We start from the raw sequence: 16,319 nt of genomic DNA on the forward strand, positions 1-16,319 counted from the left end.
TCGTCGGTGACCGGCCCGTAGATCACGGCTTCGTCGGTCGCGGGCGCTGAGGCGTCGCCGAGGTCAGGAGTGTGAGTCACGCGCCCCATCGTAGGCGGTGCGGGGGTTCGGGCTCTCGGGCAAGATGGGGTGGTGAGCACACAGAGCGGGCGCGTCATCCTGGCCGGCACCCCGATCGGCGACAAGGACTCCGCCTCCCCGGCCCTGCGACGCGCGATTGAGGACGCCGCCCTGGTTGCCGCCGAGGACACTCGCCGCTTCCACGACCTGCTGCGCCGTCTGGGCATCACCACGTCGGCGCGCATCGTCAGCTATTTCGAAGGCAATGAATCCGAGCGGACGCCCGAGCTGGTCGAGGCACTGCAATCCGGCACCGACGTGCTGGTCGTGACCGATGCCGGGATGCCGCTGGTGTCCGACCCCGGCTATCGACTGGTGCAGGCCGCCCTGGCGGTGGGGGTGCCGGTGACGGCGGTGCCAGGGCCCTCAGCGGTGCTGACCGCGCTGGCGGTGTCTGGCCTTGCCACGGATCGGTTCTGTTTCGAGGGCTTCCTGCCCCGCAAGGAGGGCCCGCGGCGGCGCCGGCTGGAGGAATTGGCGCACGAACCGCGCACGATGGTCTTCTTCGAAGCCCCGCATCGGCTGGCCGAGTTCCTCGACGATGCCGCGGGCGCGCTGGGTGCAGACCGCCCCGGAGCGGTCTGCCGTGAGCTGACCAAGACCCATGAGGAAGTGGTGCGGCTGCCGCTGGGCGAGCTGGCCGAATGGGCCCGCGAGCATGCCCGCGGCGAGGTCACGGTGGTGATTGCCGGGGCCCCCGACGATGGTGCAGAGGACGTTGACCCGGTGGAGCTGGTTCGCGTCCGGATCGGGCAGGGTGAGAAGCTGTCGGCGGCCGTCGCCGAGGTGGCCGCTGCTACCGGCACCAACCGCAAGCAGCTCTACGCCGCCGCGCTCGCCGACCGCGACCAGACCAGGGAGGAGAAGCCATGAGCACCGTGCTGGAGGACCTGGGCCTGCCATCGCTGCCCGAACCGCTGCCGCGTCCGGTGATCGATTCCCACACCCACGCCGACACGACCCTCGAGTACTCCGGCCTGTCGTTGGCCGACAACCTCGCCACCGCGCGGGCCGTCGGCGTCCAGGGGTTCGTGCAGATCGGCTGCGATGTCCAGGGCAGCCGCTGGGCCGAACAGGTCGCCCGCACCAACCCGGGCGTGGTCGCTGCCGTCGCGCTGCACCCCAATGAGGCCGGCCGGTTGGGTGACCAGCTGGACGCCCACATCGACCACATCGCCACTCTCGCGCGGGCAGGTCGCCATGTGCGGGCCGTGGGGGAGACCGGCCTGGACTACTACCGAACCCGCGACGCGGACGCCCAGGCGCTCCAGAAGCACAGTTTCGCCCGGCACCTCGACATTGCGGCCGAGAACGACCTGACCGTCGTGGTGCACGACCGTGACGCCCACGCCGATGTGCTGACGGTCGTGGACCGCGTCGGCGTCCCGAATCGGTTGGTGATGCACTGCTTCTCCGGCGACGCCGCGTTCGCCCGCGACTGCCTGGACCGGGGCGCGTGGCTCAGCTTCCCCGGGGTGGTGACCTTCGGGAGCGCCGGAGAACTGCGCGAGGCGCTGGCCGTGGTGCCGGTCGAGAAGCTGCTGGTGGAGACCGACGCACCCTTCCTGACCCCCAAGCCCGAGCGCGGCAAGAAGAATGCGCCCTACCTGCTGCCGCACACGATCCGTTTCATCGCCGAGCAGCGAGGCTGGGATGTCGGGGAGCTCTGCGACCAACTGGTGGCAAACACTGTCGAGGCCTTCGGCGGGGAATGGGAGGCCAGCGCATGAGGGAGCAGAACACCTCGGGGCTGTTGGGGGCTGCCTCAGTGCGCGAACTCGCGGCCGGCCTTGACCTGACTCCGACCAAGCAGCGGGGGCAGAACTTCGTCATCGACGCCAACACCATCCGGCGCATCGTGGCACTGTCAGGCGTGGGAGCCGATGACGTGGTGATCGAGGTCGGGCCCGGGCTGGGGTCGCTCACCCTGGGCCTGCTCGAGGTGGGCGCGGAGGTGACCGCCATCGAGATCGACGACCGACTGGCCGGCCAGCTGCCGCGGACCATCACCGAGCGGATGCCGCAGGCGACCGACCGGATGCGGGTGGTCGAATCTGACGCCATGCTGGTGACCGAACTGCCCGGCCCCGAGCCGACCGCCCTGGTCGCGAACCTGCCCTACAACGTGTCGGTGCCGGTCCTGCTGCACCTGCTGGAACGATTCCCGACCTGGCGCACTGGGCTGGTGATGGTCCAGCTGGAGGTCTGCGACCGTCTGGTCGCCAAGCCCGGCTCGAAGGTCTACGGCGTGCCCTCGGCGAAACTGGCCTGGTATGCGAGCTCAGCTCGGGTGGGGACCGTCCCGCCGCCGGTCTTCTGGCCGGTGCCCAACGTCGATTCCGGGCTCGTGCGGATTGAGCGACGCGACCCGCCACAGACCACTGCGAGTCGCGAGCAGGTGTTCACCGTGATTGACGCCGCGTTCGCCCAGCGCCGCAAGATGCTGCGGGCCGCGCTGGCTGGCCTGTGTGGCGGTTCAACGGCCGCCGCTGCGGCGATCGAGCGTGCCGGGGTGGACCCGATGGCGCGCGGGGAGACCCTTGACGTCCAGCAATTTGCGGCCATCGCCGAGCAGATTCCGCTGGGCTAGGTTGAGCGCGTGGACAACCAGACAGTCGGCGCGAGCATCCGCGTCCGGGTGCCCGCCAAGATCAACCTTGCGCTGCGCGTGGGGCCCCTCGGGGACGACGGCTACCACCCGCTCGGCACCGTGTTCCAGGCCGTCTCCCTCATCGACGAGGTCGAGGCGCTGCCCTGTGACGAGGGTGTGCAGCTGAGCATGCGCGGTGAGGGGGCCGAGTCGCTCCCAGTCGATGGTCGCAACCTCGCCGTGCGCGCTGCCGAGCTCCTGCGCGAGCACTACGGGGTGTCCGAGGGGGTGGAATTGCGCATCCGCAAGCACATCCCCATCGCCGGGGGAATGGCCGGAGGTTCGGCGGACGCGGCCGGCGCGCTGCTGGCCTGTTCGATGCTCTGGGACCTGGACACCCAGCCCGAGGACCTGCACGATTTCGCCGCGCGACTGGGCTCGGATGTCCCCTTCGCGCTGATGGGTGGGACGGCTCGCGGGGTCGGTCGGGGGACTGAGCTGGCGCCCATGCTGACCCGCGGGAACTACCAGTGGGTCCTGGCCCTGGCCCATGAAGGGCTCTCCACGCCGGCAGTCTTCCGCCGCTTCGACGAGATGGTGGAGGCGGGCGAGATGGTGGGGTCAACCGACGTCCCGCAAGGCGTGATGAACGCGCTGGCGACCGGGGACGTGGCCGCACTGGGAGGTGCGCTGTGCAATGACCTCGAGGCCCCCGCGTGTTCCCTGCGTCCCGAGTTGGTCGAAGTGCTCGACACTGGACGCGCGGCGACCGGCGTGGTCGGAGGCCTGCTCTCGGGCTCGGGCCCGACCTGTGCCTTCCTGGCGCGTGGGGAGTCCGCAGCGATGGACCTGGCGGCCGAGCTGAATGCGCTGCCCCAGGTGAGGGCAGTACGAAGAGCGCAAGGGCCGGTTCCTGGTGCTCGTCCCGTGAAGTAGCCAAGTATCTTGACGTCAACGGATACCGTGGTTTTCACTGGACCCCATGCACGACGAAGTGGACGAGATCCTGGCCGCCTGGAAGCGCGAGCGCCCAGACCTGGCCATCGGGCCCATGGAACTGTGGTCGCGCATCAAGCGTCTTGACCAGTACCTCGACATGGCGCGGCGCAGCGCCTACGCCGAGCACGGCCTGGAGGTGTGGGAGTTCGACGTCCTGGCGGCACTGCGGCGGGCGGGGGAGCCCTACCGGCTGACGCCCGGACAGCTGCTGAAGCAGACCCACGTGACCTCGGGGACCATGACGAATCGGGTGGATCGCCTTGTCGAGCGCGGATTCGTGACCCGTGAGAGCCATCCCGACGATGGCCGGGGGGTGCTGGTGGTGCTGACGAAGTCCGGACGCCAGCGGGTCGACGCGGCCCTGGACTCTCTGCTGGCAACTGAGGAGTCGCTGCTGCAGCGGTTCTCCCCGGAGAGGCGGGACCGGCTGGCCGACGACCTGCGCACGCTGTTGGTGGCGCAGGCGGAGCAGGCGAGCTAGGCGATCACTCGCCGCTGCGGCGTGCCGGCTTGGAGGGTGCAGGCGGCATCTCGCGCTCGATGAGGGTGGGTTCGCGGACCAGGTTGCTCATGCCATTCCAGGCCAGGTTGACCAGGTGGGAGGCGACGACCTCCTTGGCGGGCTGGCGTGCCTCGAGCCAGGACTGGCCGGCCAGTGCGACCAGCCCAACAAGGGCCTGGGCGTAGAGACCCGCGTAGTCAGGGTCGTAACCACGACGCTGGAACGGGACGGCGAGCAGGTCTTCCACGTTCACCACGATGTCGGAGAGGATGCTGGCGAAGGAGCCGCCGCTGGAGCCCACCGAGGAGTCACGCGCCAGGATCCGGAAGCCCTCAGGCTCTTCGTCGATGTAGTCCAGGAGGGCCAGGGCGCCCCGCTCGATGAGCTGGCGCGGGCTGGCGGTCGGGTCGGTGAGCGCCTTGCGGATGGTGTCGTGGAGGCGGCGCGACTCCCGGTCCACCACCACCGCGTAGAGGCCCTCCTTGCCACCGAAGTGTTCGTAGACCACGGGCTTGGAGACCTGCGCGCTCACGGCGATCTCCTCGACCGAGGTGCCCTCGAAGCCATGGGACGCGAACAGGATCCGCGAGACATCGATCAGCTGCTCGCGTCGCTCCGTGCTGGTCATCCTGACGCGACCGCGCCGCGCTCGGGCTGGGTGGCCGCTGTCGACGGCTGCGCGGGGCGGGGTCTGCGGGGACAATGGCACAGGCCCAAGTCTGGCAAAGCCCTCCGAGCGGTTCAAACGAGCTGCGGGTGGCGGGGTAGGTGCGAGGTGACTCCATGCGTCCAGGCCCGTAGAGTGGACGTGTTGTCCTCTTGGTCGGCGCGTCCGGCGGAGAGAGGCAGCGTTCCCCAGTTGGTCTGCCGGCAGGGCCCGCCTGACTTTGAATCAGGATTAGCGACGTAGGTTCGACTCCTACCTGGGGAGCGGTGAGACGCCTAGTCAAACCAAGAATGAGGGCCCCGCTAACTTCCACTTGACGGGCCCTTCCTCGTTGATTTGTGAGTGACCGCTCACAACCGGTCAGAAACCTACTGCGAGACCTCCCCGTAGGCCTTCCCCAGTTCGGCTGCCGCGCGTTCGCCCCCTTGCCGTCGCCCTTCACGTAGAACCGCTCGAAGGTCGGCACGTCGTGCCCGAGCAACTCTGCGGCGTCGGTACGGGAGAAGCCGCGCAAGTCGAGGAGGGTCGCGATGCTGTGCCGGGTGTTGTGGATGCTCACGAGCTGCGGGAGCTCGGCGGCCTTCGTCACCCTTGCGAACCGCCGCGTGATCGCGTCCGGCTGGATCTCCTGCCCGGCGGCATCGACGAGGACCAGTCCCGAGGAGGGCCGACCCTGCGAGAGCCATAGCTCGCGGAGGGCATTCACGGTGCCCGGCTGGACCCGCTCGACCTCCACGTGACGAAGGGAGTTCTCGACCTTCACGGGACCGGTTGCGGTCTCGCTCCCGCGCCCCGTCTTGACGCGCGATGCACAGATGAAGACGGTCCCGTACTCGAAGTCGACAGATCTCCAGTCGAGTCCCGCCGCCTCGCTGCGCCGCAACCCACAAAGCACCAGACGGAGAGCGACCCTCAGCCATGGCTCCCCGCCGAGCGGGTAGTCGTTCAAGGTGGTGATGAACTTCCTCGTCTGCTCGGGGGACCAGATGTCGACCCGCTGGTCCTCCTTCTGGGGCTTGGGCGTATGCACCTGGAGCGGGGCGCTGGCGAACTGTGCGTGGTTCTCCTTCACCCACCCCTCCCGCTGCCCGTACTTGTGGACGACCCTCAGCGTCACGCGGGCGTATCGGACGGAGCGAGGGACAAGGGCTTGCCCTTGATCCCGCCGTCCATTGCGAGGGCCCTCAGCGCCGTTTCACTGCGCCTGGGGGTCAGCTTCCGGGCCTGCACGTCGCCGAGGTCATGGGTGGGATACCGCCCTGGACAACCCGGACCACTGGAGGACGGCGGTCCGGCCCGGGCCCTCCCCGTGGTGGACCCCGCAGGACGTTGCGGCGACCCGCGCCAGCCTCGCCTACAGCGAATGGGCTCGACTGATCCTCTGCCAATGGGCCGAGAGCGACGACGCGCTCACCAGCGCCGAAGAAGTGGAGGCCGCGATCCGCTCCGGGGTCGCCGTGCTGCCGCCCGACCAGGTCCATCGCTACGTCGCGGCCCTCGACGTGGGCACCCGCCGCGACCTCACGGCGCTGTCGATCGGCGACGTCGACCACGCGCCCGGCCGGGCGCGTGGTCGTGGTGGACCGGGTTCTGTCGTGGTACCGGACGCCTCGACCGACAGGCGCGTGGATCTGGCGGAGGTCGAGGCCTCCGCGCTGCGCGTCTGCCGGGAGTACCGGGTCTCTCGTCTGGCGTTCGACCGGATGCAGGCCGAGCAGCTCGCAGAACCTTTCCCGGCAGGGCGTCACCGTGAGGGAGTTCGTCTTCTCCGCTGCCGGGGCGAACAAGCTCACCCGGGGACTGTTCAACGTGCTACGGGACCGCGCTCTGGAACTGCCCGACGGCGCGACGACCCGAGAGCAGTTCCTCACGACCCGGCTCGTGGAGACCTCCCCGGGAGTGGTGAAGCTGGCGAACCCGGTCGGGCACCACGACGACATTCCCACGACCGTCGGAATGCTGGTCGCCGAGCTGGCCGACTCCCCGGTCGGGGGGAGGCTCGATCGCCTACGCCACAGGCACCGTCCGCTGGCCCTCCCGACGTCGGTCCCCACGAAGCGGCGCCCCTCGGTCGGGTCGCCCTTCCACATGGCCGAGATCCGCGCCCGGGCCCGAAACGCTCCCACCCTGCCGGGCGGCGCCTGCCCGATCCTCGGCGTCACCGGGGCGTGGGACGACCCTCGCCGCCGGGACGGTATCTAACCCGTAGGAGGGTGCAGCGTGCCGGGGGACGCCCCGGTACGCTGCCTCAAACGGCACAGCGTTCGTGCCGAGCGATGGAGGTTGGAGACATGATCCGACTGCGTTCTTGGGCCGCCCGACACCCTTGGTGGGCATGGCTCGCCATGCTGGTGGTCGTTTCCGGGCTGTTCTCTTGGTCGGAGGGTTTGGCATCGTTCATGGTCCTAGTGGGCACCGTCGCCGTGGTGGTGAACCGAGTGATGCTCCGTCGGCAGGGGCTCGCCCCACGTCAGGGCCAGGCAATCGCCGCCCGGGGGTCGGGCGCCGGTCTGGCTAAGTCCGAAGCGTTGATCGTCGGCGTCGTCTTCCGGGAATTGCACGATCAGCGCGACGATGACGGAACTCGTCACGCCTACGCCTACCTCTGGAACCTCTCAGTCCCGCCTCAACCCGGGATGCGGGTCTGGGTCCCCGGCTATGACGGTCCGAGCACGGCAGTTGTTAGGGGACTTGGCACTAGGGCCGACCTAGAAGGTCACGAGGCGAAGAGCGTCCTTCGATTGGTCACTCAGGCGGAGCTCGACGAGGCGCAAAGAGCTCCTCGGGAATGGCTGCGAATGATGCTCGCCCAAGCAGGGCATCCGGTCGGGCGCGTGGCCTCGCAGGCTCCGGCAGGGTTTCCGGACATTCCGCCCGCCCGGCTCGTGCCCGGAGTGGACGCGGACGAGGTCGGCCGGGTTTGGTGGAGGGCCTACAAGATGGCAACCGATCCCGACGAGGCGGCGAGACTTAAGTCGATCGCGGACGCCTGGTTTCGCCAGCGCGACGAGCTTGAGGATGCCAAGAATGCCGACGCCATTCGCCGCAGGCACCGCGACACCCTCGTGCGGGGTCGGCACTACACGGAGTGGGTATCCACCGTGGCGGACCTCAAACGTGAGGGCAGGTACGAGGAGGCTCTCCAACTCTTGAGCGAGTGCCAGCAGGCCACGACTAGAGAGGACCCGGGCCGTCCCGCCCCCCACTACTTCGAGCACGCCGCGATCATCTACCGGAAGCTCAAGAACCGCGAGGCCGAGGTAGAGGTCCTGGAGCGCTACATCGAGCTCTCCCGGGAGCCGAGTAAACGGCTCGTCGAGCGATTGGAGAAGCTTCGGGCCTAGGCCCCTCCATGGGGCGGTCCGGTTTCATTTGTCCGCGTCACTTGCAGGGCTCACCGCCGAGGTCCTCAATCGCCACACCAGCGAACCAATCCCCGGCCGCGACCCAGTTCGGTCCGCGAAAGGCAGTGAGCCCCATCGTGGTCCAGAGAGTGCAAGTGCTGGTCTTCACGTCGGGTTCGAGGTCGGGGCGGGGATCGAGGAATAGCCGGACCTCGGGATCGTCGCAAGAGGAGCGGTACTCGTCGAAGCCGGACTCCCATCCGCCCTTGCAGGTCACGCCGACCTTCTCGACCTCCGCGATCAGCTCCTCGACCGTCGACACCCTCACGGGGCCGGTCGGGGAGGGCGCCGGGGCCGTGGTCGTCTCCGGCGACGAGCTCGTCGACTCCGAGGCCGTGACCGTCACGGTCACCGGAGCGGCCGACTCGCCGCCGCCGCACCCAGCGAGGGCGACGCAGACGATCCCCGCGCCCCACGCTCTCCAGTTGCTCATGCCGCCTCCCCGGTCTTCTTCTTGGACTGGAGCTCGTTCGCTGCCTCGCACGAGCCGATGAAGATCACCAGCCCTAGGACCCCGCCTAGGAGCCCGGCGCCCTCGCTGCCGAGACCGACGGCGACGCCGATCCCGACGGCGATCCCGAGTAGAACAATCACAAGCCTTGCCAAGACGAACAACGCCGACCCCCTGGTCCATCACCCGGCCGTCGTTGGCCGGTCCGAGAAGCATCTCAGACCCGGGCTCGCGTGCTCCGCACGGGCTCGACGGTCGCTCGCAAACCCACTCTCAATCAGCACGGTACGGGAGACCACACGGCGGCATTCGGTTCTACGTATGCCGCCAAACTCCTAGAGGAATGAACTCTATTGGTCATGTTCGATGGTCTTTGAATCAGGATTAGCGACGTAGGTTCGACTCCTACCTGGGGAGCGATTGGGGGAACGCCTCGCCAAGCGAACGTGGTGGTGGCGCTCTCCAGCCTACCGAGCAGAGCCATACCTGATTGCTGGCCGCAAGGACTTCGTCGCGAGCAGTGCCGACGCGCATGATGTTGCTCTCGTCCAGCAGCCGCAGTCTTGCATGCTCAACCCACAGAACTACCGTTGTTGTTGTCCGTTCCCCCCAACGAGTAGTCGCGCAACATGGGAAAGAGAAGGGTCTTGGGAGAAGGGATCTGAAGGACTCCATCCGGCATTCCTCGGAGAAGATCGATAGCAAACGCGGGTTGTTGGCCGCCTGAGAGCCGACAAGCGACATGCGGCGCGCGGACTTCGACCTTGACGCCATCGAGCACGCTAGCGGCGGCGAGAGCGATGGTCCGTCGAACGCTGCGGACGAACTGATTCGCGAATGAGAACAGGTTGCCGCGATCACGCACGTCGTGCGCCACACAGTCGCCTATGTCGCGGGTGATTGAGCCCTTCGTCGCGCTGCCGCGAAGCAGGATGAATAGGGCCGTCACATCTGAGCGCGTTAACTGGCCATGCTGCAGCGAGATCGCCAGCTGTCTCAGGCGGGCTCGGCTCCGCTCGTTCGCGCCCCCATTATGCCAAGGGATCGCCATGTCAGCCCATGCTCCAGAGCAGCCACGACCGGCGGTGGAATGAACGGCCTGTTCCGGAACGGTGCACAAGTCGGCACCAGAACTGCAAGATTAGGATTATGAATACCGCTGAGATTGACGATCAAGCAGTCTGGAGCTGCGGCCACTTGAATCAGCAAGGGCAATGTGGCTTCGCATCCTGTCTTGCGAAACGGCCGGGAGGGCAATCTTCGATTAGTCCAGAGAGACCTTGTTCCCTCTCGGGTGGCAAGACCTCCCTAGATTCAGTGGACGAATGCATTTCGTTAATCTCTAGAGATAGTTGCGGACGGTGCTTCGCAAGACATCCGCGTACTTGTAGAGGTCGTTTGCGCTGAACAGCTGGTGCCGAGTTTCGACCTTGTCCTGATCGAAAGTGCCCAAGTACTTCACGGACTGGCTGTTGAAATGGAAGCGGCAGATCGGTTTGCGGTTGTTGTCGTCCAGTAGCACTCCGAAGTAGCTCTGCCGGTCTCGAGCCACCACGCGATCGACCTCTACCTCGGACGCCAAGATCGCGCGAACGATGAGGAAAGCCTCAGCCTCTTCCGCTGTCGTTTGGATGGGGGAGTCGCTGACGGCTTCGGCGACCTCCTCGCTGGGAATTCCCGCAGTGGTAGCAGCTGCGGCCGGTTGCCCGTCCAAGGCGGTCTTCAGTCGGGCATTGACCTGGTCGTTGATGTACTGCCGAAGTGCCTTGGCGACTACGCCCTCGAATGTGGTCTGCACCTTCGCGGTGATGGAGCCCTCGTACACGCGCTTTGTCAGCAGCCGGACGAGGTCGGTGCTCGGCGTGGCGAATTCCCGAGCCACTTCGGCCTTGACCGCTGAGACATATTTGAGTTCCTCAGCAGCTGCCATGACAGATTCAAGATCGAAGGTGTCCTTGGTGAGCTTCTTGAGCTCCGGCAATGTGTTCGGATCGATCTCTGAGAGATCCAGCCGCAGGAAAGGCTTCGAGTCCATGACGTTTGGCTTGTCCAGGTCGGTGTAGAAGAGCCAGTGGCGCCCGTTGGTCAGCACCCCGATTCTGGCGGAGCACACGGTGAAGTAGCGGGTGAGCTGAGAGGAGTTCTCCAGGGACAGCGGAGCGCCAACCTGCTTGGCTTCGATCAACATCTGAATGACGCCGTCGCGCATGATGGCGTAGTCAATCTTCTCGCCCTTGCGGCTTCCGACATCGGCGACGAACTCGGGGACAACTTCCTGAGGGTTGAACACGTCGTAGCCCAACACCCGTGAGATGAAGGGCATAACGAGGGCATTCTTGGTTGCCTCCTCCGTCAGGAGTGAATCCCCGTAGTCCGAAAGCTTCTTCGCGGTATCGGCGAGGGCGTCCTCGAAAGCCATCTTTGCTCGTCTCCTTTGTCGAGGTGGATAGGAAGCATGATGTCACAAGACGGATGCATGGGTCTTACGATGGGAGAAGCTCGGCTTTCTTGGCTTCGAACTCAATGGGCGTCAAGCCGCCGAGGGTGTCCTGGGCGCGCTGGAGGTGGGCCACATCGTCCCCGTGTTGCGGGGTAGCCTGACGAACCACCAGAATCTCCAGACACTCTGCTGGCGGTGCCATCAGAGCAAGTCCAACAAGCGCTAGTACTGACGAAGGCCTCTGACGGACTCGGACTAATCATTGGGGAACGGGTTCCGTCGGACAGCTTCGCAACACACGCTGGAGAGCATTCTCCTCCGCACCGGTCACCCACAGCCCCCACCGCGCCTTGACCGTGATCTGCGTCGCAGCGTAGCGACAGCGGAATGACTTCGCCTTCGGCAGCCAGGTCGCCGCGTCCCCGTCACCCTTCTGCGCGTTCGCGCTACCCGAGACAGCCAGCAGGTTGAGCGGATCGTTCGCGAATGCCTGCCGCTGGTCCGCGGAAAGCTGTTGCGCACCCTTCTGCCAGGCGTCCGACAGCGAAACGACGTGATCGATCTGGACGACGCCACTGCGCGGACCGCGCTCGAACGGGACGATCGTGCCGGTGTAGGGGTCGACCAGCGTCCCGGTGAGCACGACGCAACCACGCGTCCCCGGCTTGAGTGCCACATCACGCAGGTCGCGCCGGAGCACGTCATTTCGTGTGTCGCACCCGTTCCGGTCGGCGTCGAACCACGCCTGCCCGAACTGCCCCCGGGTGTAGCCGGTCTTCGGGGCACGTCCCTTGACCGGCAGGGACGCCAGTAGCTGCGCGAGTGACTGGTTGTGTGCTGACGGAGCGTCAGCGGGCGAGTGCTGCCCAGATCCCGATGGACAGGCGGGCGTCGGAACGCTCGGTCAGCGTTCGCACCCCACGCCGTCGTTGTCACGATCCAGATGCTTGGCGTAGCCGGGATCCCCGCGGTGGATGGGCGCCTTGCCGGCCGCCTTCACCGCCGAGCAGTTCTTGTAGTAGACGTAGCCGCCGCCATCGCCGGCAGGTGTGTCGGCCTCCGGCTTCTTCTCGACGGGCTTCTTAACGACCGGCTTCGTCGCCACCGGCTTCTTCGCGGGCAGGTTCGCGAACGGCTTGATGGAGGTGACAGTCACCGTGGACTTCTGCGTCACGGTCGCGCTCGCTGTCACGGTCGTGCTGGCTGTCACGGTTGTGCTGGCGGTCACCGTTGCCATTGACGTGACGGTGGCCTCCTGGGTGACCGTGGGCGCGGCGCTGGGCTTGGCGGTCACCGTGGCCTGGTTCGTCACCGTCACCGTGGACGCGGGGGCTCCGGCGCCATCCGCTCCTCCTCCGCCCAGACCGATCGTGAGCCCCAGCAGGCCGGCGCCGATGCCGACGACGGGCTTGCTGGTGAACCACTTCCCCTTCGTGTGTGGAGGCGGGACAGGCAGGAAGGCCGTCGGCTCACCTGCGTGTGGTCGGGGCTGCTCCCACGCAGGCGCCGTTCTTGGCATGTCGAAAGGAGCACGTGGCGGCGTGGTCTGGTGCAGGGGGTACTGCTGCCCGGGATGGGGTGGCGGGGGTGCGGGGTTCGGGGAGCGGAACCGGCCGCGTCCCATGGAGGGCTTGTGCATGATGACGTCCTGTCGTGAAGTGGCGGGGGTCGTCCTTGACCTGGTTTAAATGATGAATCCTCCTGTTCTCACTCCGATCACCGGGTCCCTGAATGCGACCGTCCGCGAGATGGCAGCGTCGCAGCACACGCTGGAGAGCATGCTTCTCCGCCAGTCACCCCTACGCCCGAGCTGACTCAACAACACAAGGGCCGTCCATCCCGTGGGGGATGGACGGCGCTGCGTTCAGGGGAGGTCAGGCCTCCAGACGCGCGATGCGACGCTCGACCGCACGCGACTCTGCTTCACCAAGCGCCCACGTCAACGCGAAGCTGATGGCAAACAACGCAATGGCTCCCAGAGCGAGTGCGGCGGGAAACGGCATTCCTGCAATGTCACCTGCCGCTGTCTTGTCGCCGACGAGGAAATACCCGCCCAATGCCAGAACTGTCATCGCGACGGTGAAGGCCAGCGAGTCGACCGGGTAGGCCACAGTGCGGGTGCGCCGTTCCGCAGGGGTGCGTCCTGTGGGCAATTCCTTGCCGAACATTGAGCGGGGCGCCTCAGCGCCAAACATGCTCTGGAAAACCCAGAACAGGCCGCCTGCGCCCAGCACGGTGATGATGGCTGCGGTGTTCGTCACCTCCTTGGTGGTGACATATTCCCAGCCGAGAACCGCGATCGCGCCGATCATGACGCAGAAGAGTGCGCCGAGTGCTGCCTTGCCTGCTGTCAGTTGCTGCCGTTCGTCCATTACCGTTCGCCTTCTTCCCAAAAGAGTGAGTTCAGATCGGTCTGCAGTGCTTTGCAGATCGACTAGCAGAGATTGATCGTGGGGTTGTGAGTGCCCGCCTCGATCATGCTGATTGTTTGTCGGCTCACGCCCACCCGGGCGGCGAGTTCCACCTGGGTGAGCCCGAGCGAGGCCCGCAAGGACTTCATACGGAGGTTCGGGCCCTCACGTGATGTGTCGACTGGCGTCATGGGTCACACCTGACATCGTGTCGCGTAGGCAAGACATTACGTCGAGTATTTTTGACCAGACGGTGAGCTGCTCGTTCAGGGAACGCTGCAGGCAGCAGGGGGATACCGCGGGATAGGTTGGAACCCATGAAGCTCACCCTGCTTGGAGGCGGCGGGTTCCGCGTCCCCCTGGTCTACAAGGCGCTCATGGCCGACCGCTCGCGCGAGCGGGTCACCGAGGTAAGGCTCCACGACGTCGACCAGCAGCGACTGGACGCCATCAGCCAGGTGCTCGGCGAGCTCTCCACGGGCCGCCCGGACGCGCCGCAGGTCATCGCCACCACGGACCTGCCCACGGCGTTGGCCGGCACGGACTTCATCTTCTCCGCGATTCGGGTCGGCGGCACCGCCGCCCGTGCGGCCGATGAATCCCTCTGTCTGGGTCACCACGTCATCGGCCAGGAGACCGTCGGCGCCGGCGGCATCTCCTATGCCCTCCGGGGTATCCCGGTCGCCCTCGACCTCGTCGAACAGATCAAGACACACGCTCCCGAGGCGTGGGTCATCAACTTCACCAACCCCGCCGGCGTCATCACCCAGGTCATGCGCCAGGGCTTGGGCGAACGCATCGTCGGCATCTGCGACTCCCCGGTCGGCCTGGCCCGCCGCGTCCTGACGACTCTCCAACAGGCCGGTCTGGTCAACCCCGACGCCGGTGCGGTCGGGCTCGGCAGCTCCGGTATCAGGATGGACTACCTCGGCCTCAACCACCTCGGCTGGCTCCAGGGCCTCCACGTCGACGGCGAGGACGTCCTCCCGGAGCTCCTCCAGCGCCCGGACCTCATCGAAAGCTTCGAGGAGGGCAGGCTTTTCGGCTCCCCCCTCATCCAGGCACTGGGTTCGGTACCCAACGAGTACCTGCACTACTACTACTTCCAGCGCGAAGCCCTCGCCGCCGACCTCGCCAGCGAGAGCCCGCGTGGCGCCTTCCTCAGCAGGCAGCAGGGCGGCTTCTACTCCGCCGTTGCCGCGCTCGAGGGGCAACCCGGCGCCCACGACCTGTGGGAGGCGACCCGCAGGGAACGGGAGAAGACCTACATGGCCAGCAGTCGGGAGGCGTCGGGGGGCTTCGAACGCGACGAGGCCGACCTGCAGACCGGCGGCTACGACCAGGTCGCGCTGGCGATCATGCACGCCATCGCCAACGACGTCCCCGCCGAACTGGTGCTCAACGTCCCCAACCGCGGCGCCATCCCCGAGCTCGGCGGCGATGACATCGTCGAAATGCCCTGCACTGTGGACGCCGAGGGTTTCCACCCGCTCCCGGTCAGCACCTTGCCCGCGCATGCCCGTGGGCTGGTCACCAACGCCAAGTACGTCGAGCACAAGACCATCGAGGCGGCGACCACCGCGTCCCGGGAGGCAGCGCTGCTTGCGCTGTTGCAGCACCCGCTGGTCGACTCCTGGGCCGTGGCCCGCACACTTTTGCAGGGCATGGTCGACACCTTCCCTGAGCTGGCCTACCTGCGCTGAACCGCCATGGCGCCCCGGCGGGCGGGCTAGCGTGACCTCGTGGAGAAGAAGGCCGAAGCGTCCGAGAGTCAAGGCGGGGAAAGCCTGCTCACCGTCCTGATCGCCCTGGCTGCCAATGCGCTCATCGCCGTGGCGAAGACCGTGGCGGCGATGCTGTCCGGGTCGGCGTCCATGGTGGCCGAGGCCTCGCACTCGTGGGCCGACACCGGCAACGAAATGCTGCTGCTGGTCGCCGAGAAGCGGGCGCAGAAGGAAAAGGACGCCAGCCACCCGCTGGGCTATGGACGCGAGGCCTATGTCTGGTCCATGATCGCCGCCTTCGGCCTGTTCACCGCCGGTTCGATCCTCTCCATCACCCACGGCATCAGCGAACTGCGCGCCGAGGGTGGGGGCGAGGACTACACCATCAGCTACATCGTGCTCGCCATCGCCTTCGTGCTGGAGGGAATCTCCTTCGCCCAGGCGGTCCGCCAGACGCGCACCGCCGCGCAACGGGCGAACCTGCGACCGTTGCGGTTCATCATGGACACCTCCCAGACCACGCTGCGGGCGGTCTTCTTCGAGGACTTCGCTGCGTTGCTGGGCATCCTGCTCGCCGGCGGGGGGCTGTGGGCCCACCAGCTCACCGGCAATGCCGTCTACGACGCCATCGGCTCGATCCTGGTCGGCATCCTGCTGGGCGTGGTGGCGATCATCCTGATCTGGCGGAACCTGCAATTCCTGGTCGGGCAGTCGGTCAGTCCGGTCGTACGCGCACGGGTGCTGCGCGAATTGCTGGAACACCCCTCGGTCGATCGGGTGACCTTCCTGCACCTGGAATACGTCGGTCCCTCCCGTGTGTTGCTGGTCGCGGCGGTGGACCTCAGCGGCGACGAACGCGAAACGGTGCTGCAGGGCCGACTCCAGGCGCTGGAGGACCGGCTGATGGAACACCCCATGGTCGAACTGGCCATCGTCAGCCTCTCTGCGCCCGGCAAGGAGGCCCTCACCGCGTGAGCAGCCCCGCGTCCTGACCACTAGAGTGGTGGCACA

The 16,319-nt window shown here is 66.8% G+C and carries 19 protein-coding genes, 1 tRNA gene and 1 pseudogene; 11 read left to right on the plus strand and 10 right to left on the minus strand.

What is annotated here, in order from left to right:
* Window positions 1-129 precede the first annotated feature (129 nt).
* From rsmI to M3G03_RS11140, 5 genes are read left to right on the plus strand one after another with little or no spacing between them, the layout of a single operon-like run.
* The gene (gene rsmI / locus M3G03_RS11120; RefSeq protein WP_259809905.1) at window positions 130-993 is read left to right on the plus strand and encodes a 16S rRNA (cytidine(1402)-2'-O)-methyltransferase; all 864 of its coding nucleotides are present in this window, start codon (window positions 130-132) and stop codon (window positions 991-993) included.
* Window positions 990-1,850, plus strand: a complete 861-nt coding sequence (locus M3G03_RS11125; RefSeq protein WP_259809908.1) for a TatD family hydrolase — start codon at window positions 990-992, stop codon at window positions 1,848-1,850. Before rsmI ends, M3G03_RS11125 begins: the two co-directional genes overlap by 4 nt.
* Window positions 1,847-2,710: a 16S rRNA (adenine(1518)-N(6)/adenine(1519)-N(6))-dimethyltransferase RsmA gene (gene rsmA, locus M3G03_RS11130; protein WP_259809911.1), complete on the plus strand. Its 864-nt coding sequence runs from the start codon at window positions 1,847-1,849 to the stop codon at window positions 2,708-2,710. Before M3G03_RS11125 ends, rsmA begins: the two co-directional genes overlap by 4 nt.
* Before the next feature lie 9 nt (window positions 2,711-2,719).
* Window positions 2,720-3,646, plus strand: coding sequence for a 4-(cytidine 5'-diphospho)-2-C-methyl-D-erythritol kinase (locus tag M3G03_RS11135; protein WP_259809912.1), 927 nt, complete (start codon window positions 2,720-2,722; stop codon window positions 3,644-3,646).
* A gap of 46 nt (window positions 3,647-3,692) precedes the next feature.
* Window positions 3,693-4,190 carry a MarR family winged helix-turn-helix transcriptional regulator gene (locus tag M3G03_RS11140; protein ID WP_259809914.1) on the plus strand — a complete coding sequence of 166 codons (498 nt, stop codon included), beginning with the start codon at window positions 3,693-3,695 and terminating at the stop codon, window positions 4,188-4,190.
* Between the two features lie 4 nt (window positions 4,191-4,194).
* Here the strand turns inward: M3G03_RS11140 and M3G03_RS11145 are convergent, their stop codons facing one another.
* Window positions 4,195-4,839 carry a TetR/AcrR family transcriptional regulator gene (locus tag M3G03_RS11145; RefSeq protein ID WP_259809915.1) on the minus strand — a complete coding sequence of 215 codons (645 nt, stop codon included), beginning with the start codon at window positions 4,837-4,839 and terminating at the stop codon, window positions 4,195-4,197.
* Between the two features lie 224 nt (window positions 4,840-5,063).
* Between M3G03_RS11145 and M3G03_RS11150 the strand changes: the two genes are divergently transcribed.
* Window positions 5,064-5,142, plus strand: a tRNA-Gln gene (locus M3G03_RS11150).
* Window positions 5,143-5,353: 211 nt separating this feature from the next.
* On the opposite strand, the pseudogene M3G03_RS12960 reads toward M3G03_RS11150, so the two are convergent.
* Window positions 5,354-5,995, minus strand: a pseudogene (locus tag M3G03_RS12960) (tyrosine-type recombinase/integrase); the annotation flags it as partial.
* Window positions 5,996-6,627: 632 nt separating this feature from the next.
* Here M3G03_RS12960 and M3G03_RS11155 point away from each other — a divergent pair.
* Both M3G03_RS11155 and M3G03_RS11160 read left to right on the plus strand, forming a co-directional pair.
* Window positions 6,628-7,080 carry a hypothetical protein gene (locus tag M3G03_RS11155; protein WP_259809918.1) on the plus strand — a complete coding sequence of 151 codons (453 nt, stop codon included), beginning with the start codon at window positions 6,628-6,630 and terminating at the stop codon, window positions 7,078-7,080.
* Window positions 7,081-7,169: 89 nt separating this feature from the next.
* Complete coding sequence (locus M3G03_RS11160; protein ID WP_259809921.1) at window positions 7,170-8,222, plus strand: hypothetical protein; 1,053 nt, start codon at window positions 7,170-7,172, stop codon at window positions 8,220-8,222.
* A 37-nt stretch (window positions 8,223-8,259) separates the two neighbouring features.
* Here the strand turns inward: M3G03_RS11160 and M3G03_RS11165 are convergent, their stop codons facing one another.
* The 4 genes from M3G03_RS11165 to M3G03_RS11180 all read right to left on the minus strand — a co-directional run bounded on the left by M3G03_RS11165 (window position 8,260) and on the right by M3G03_RS11180 (window position 11,152).
* Window positions 8,260-8,715 carry a hypothetical protein gene (locus M3G03_RS11165; RefSeq protein ID WP_259809924.1) on the minus strand — a complete coding sequence of 152 codons (456 nt, stop codon included), beginning with the start codon at window positions 8,713-8,715 and terminating at the stop codon, window positions 8,260-8,262.
* Window positions 8,712-8,876, minus strand: coding sequence for a hypothetical protein (locus tag M3G03_RS11170; protein WP_259809926.1), 165 nt, complete (start codon window positions 8,874-8,876; stop codon window positions 8,712-8,714). The genes M3G03_RS11165 and M3G03_RS11170 overlap by 4 nt, the downstream gene beginning before the upstream one ends.
* A 428-nt stretch (window positions 8,877-9,304) precedes the next feature.
* On the minus strand, window positions 9,305-9,784 hold the full coding sequence (locus M3G03_RS11175) for a hypothetical protein (protein ID WP_259809929.1): 480 nt from the start codon (window positions 9,782-9,784) through the stop codon (window positions 9,305-9,307).
* Between the two features lie 291 nt (window positions 9,785-10,075).
* The gene (locus tag M3G03_RS11180) at window positions 10,076-11,152 is read right to left on the minus strand and encodes a type I restriction endonuclease (protein ID WP_259809931.1); all 1,077 of its coding nucleotides are present in this window, start codon (window positions 11,150-11,152) and stop codon (window positions 10,076-10,078) included.
* A 145-nt stretch (window positions 11,153-11,297) separates the two neighbouring features.
* Between M3G03_RS11180 and M3G03_RS11185 the strand changes: the two genes are divergently transcribed.
* A complete protein-coding gene (locus M3G03_RS11185) occupies window positions 11,298-11,399 on the plus strand; it encodes an HNH endonuclease (protein WP_259809934.1) in 102 nt (33 codons plus the stop codon).
* 33 nt (window positions 11,400-11,432) lie between these two features.
* Here the strand turns inward: M3G03_RS11185 and M3G03_RS11190 are convergent, their stop codons facing one another.
* The 4 genes from M3G03_RS11190 to M3G03_RS11205 all read right to left on the minus strand — a co-directional run bounded on the left by M3G03_RS11190 (window position 11,433) and on the right by M3G03_RS11205 (window position 13,775).
* Complete coding sequence (locus M3G03_RS11190; RefSeq protein ID WP_396121953.1) at window positions 11,433-11,984, minus strand: HNH endonuclease family protein; 552 nt, start codon at window positions 11,982-11,984, stop codon at window positions 11,433-11,435.
* A gap of 93 nt (window positions 11,985-12,077) precedes the next feature.
* Window positions 12,078-12,812, minus strand: a complete 735-nt coding sequence (locus M3G03_RS11195) for an excalibur calcium-binding domain-containing protein (RefSeq protein ID WP_259809936.1) — start codon at window positions 12,810-12,812, stop codon at window positions 12,078-12,080.
* A gap of 235 nt (window positions 12,813-13,047) precedes the next feature.
* A complete protein-coding gene (locus M3G03_RS11200) occupies window positions 13,048-13,545 on the minus strand; it encodes a hypothetical protein (protein WP_259809938.1) in 498 nt (165 codons plus the stop codon).
* 62 nt (window positions 13,546-13,607) lie between these two features.
* Window positions 13,608-13,775 carry a helix-turn-helix transcriptional regulator gene (locus tag M3G03_RS11205; protein ID WP_311197545.1) on the minus strand — a complete coding sequence of 56 codons (168 nt, stop codon included), beginning with the start codon at window positions 13,773-13,775 and terminating at the stop codon, window positions 13,608-13,610.
* 126 nt (window positions 13,776-13,901) lie between these two features.
* Between M3G03_RS11205 and M3G03_RS11210 the strand changes: the two genes are divergently transcribed.
* Together M3G03_RS11210 and M3G03_RS11215 are read left to right on the plus strand one after the other, a co-directional pair.
* Window positions 13,902-15,287: a 6-phospho-beta-glucosidase gene (locus M3G03_RS11210; protein WP_259809940.1), complete on the plus strand. Its 1,386-nt coding sequence runs from the start codon at window positions 13,902-13,904 to the stop codon at window positions 15,285-15,287.
* A 39-nt stretch (window positions 15,288-15,326) separates the two neighbouring features.
* Window positions 15,327-16,283 carry a cation diffusion facilitator family transporter gene (locus tag M3G03_RS11215; protein ID WP_259809942.1) on the plus strand — a complete coding sequence of 319 codons (957 nt, stop codon included), beginning with the start codon at window positions 15,327-15,329 and terminating at the stop codon, window positions 16,281-16,283.
* Window positions 16,284-16,319 lie beyond the last annotated feature (36 nt).

Source organism: Aestuariimicrobium sp. p3-SID1156, from assembly GCF_025144225.1.
GTDB lineage: Bacteria > Actinomycetota > Actinomycetes > Propionibacteriales > Propionibacteriaceae > Aestuariimicrobium.